The organism is Oleiphilus sp. HI0125, from assembly GCF_001635355.1.
Map to the genome: position 1 here is coordinate 1 of NZ_LWGF01000161.1, position 1,363 is coordinate 1,363.

1 protein-coding gene is annotated in these 1,363 nt (G+C 45.3%); it reads right to left on the reverse strand.

Annotated elements, in window-relative coordinates; all coding sequences use genetic code 11:
- On the reverse strand, positions 1-1,363 hold a 1,363-nt coding region (locus tag A3762_RS02680; protein WP_156493163.1), incomplete at both ends, for an AAA family ATPase.

Sequence of the window (1,363 nt, forward strand, 5' to 3'; positions counted from 1 at the left end):
CATTAATCTATACAATGACTCATCATTAAGATACAGCGTGCATTTCTGCTTCGCGCGCGTTACTGCGGTATATAACAAAGCGCGGGTCAGTAACTCTGGCGCATATGGCGCAAGCACCACTCCAACGTGATCATATTCTGAGCCCTGACTTTTATGCACTGTCATCGAATATGCCAGATCGAACTTATCAATCTGCGAAGGCAAAACTACGATATCGCGCCCTTCCCCGCCTCGGTAAAACATCACAACAAACTGGCTTTCGTGGTTTTGGTTTACGTTTTCGATATAAAAACCCACGTCTCCATTGTACAAATCGAGTTTTGGATAATTACGCTCCAACATAATCGGCATACCGTGATACACACCAGCGCGGCTTGATGAAAATCGACTCTGTGCTTTTGTATGAATGACCTCGTTGAGCTGATCCGTCCCTAAAGGCCCCTGTCTCGTTGAACAAAGAATTTGGAACTGATCGAAGCATTTTTGCAGTTCAGCCAATGACGCTTTTGTCCCAGCAAGCTCTACAAAGTCTTGATAATGAGCCATCAATGCACCAAGTTCTTGCTGCGCTCTTCCCTCAACCCAGTGATATTTAATAGCTTTGTCAGTATTCGTTGTTAGGAAATGACGCAAAGTCTCTACTGGCTCATCACGAATAAGACGCGCAATATCCGCTAAAGCACCGTGAAAACGATAGCTCTTTTGCAATGTCACGAGAGGATTGATCTGTTCAGACTCCGATGGTTCAACATTCATATCAAACGGCAGTAGATGAACTAGTTGCCCTAACTGCTCAGCAGATACGGCATTACGCTTAAAGCGTTTTACCCAACGCGCAAAAACATCACCAGCTTCCACCGCAGGCAACTGATAATGATCACCCAAGAACACTACGCACGTTTGCGGATGCAAAATCATGCTTAAACGTTCCATTAAAGCTAAATCAATCATTGAAGATTCATCAATAACGAGGACATCTGGAATCGCTGAGGTTTCGAGCTTGCCAAACAAACGTTCGTTATCACTGAGATAGTCATCGTCATCAAAGTCGCTCATCGACACATCGTTTTCAATCAAATATCGATGAACTGTCTTACCTTGTTTAGGCAGTGCAGAGCGTAAGTGTTGAATCAAGTCTTCTTCAAACGGCAAGCTAGACAATAAGGATTCAGCTTGAGAACTTAGCGACGATGCTAAGCGTTGTGCAGCCTTGCCAGTAGGTGCCAAGCAAACCGTCGATGACGCACGCCTACTTTCTATGCCCTTCTCTATGGCCCTCTCTATGCACTTCTCTGCAGACAAACGCGCTAAGATAATTTTTGCAGCCGTTGTCGTTTTACCCGTACCGGGCCCACCACTCACC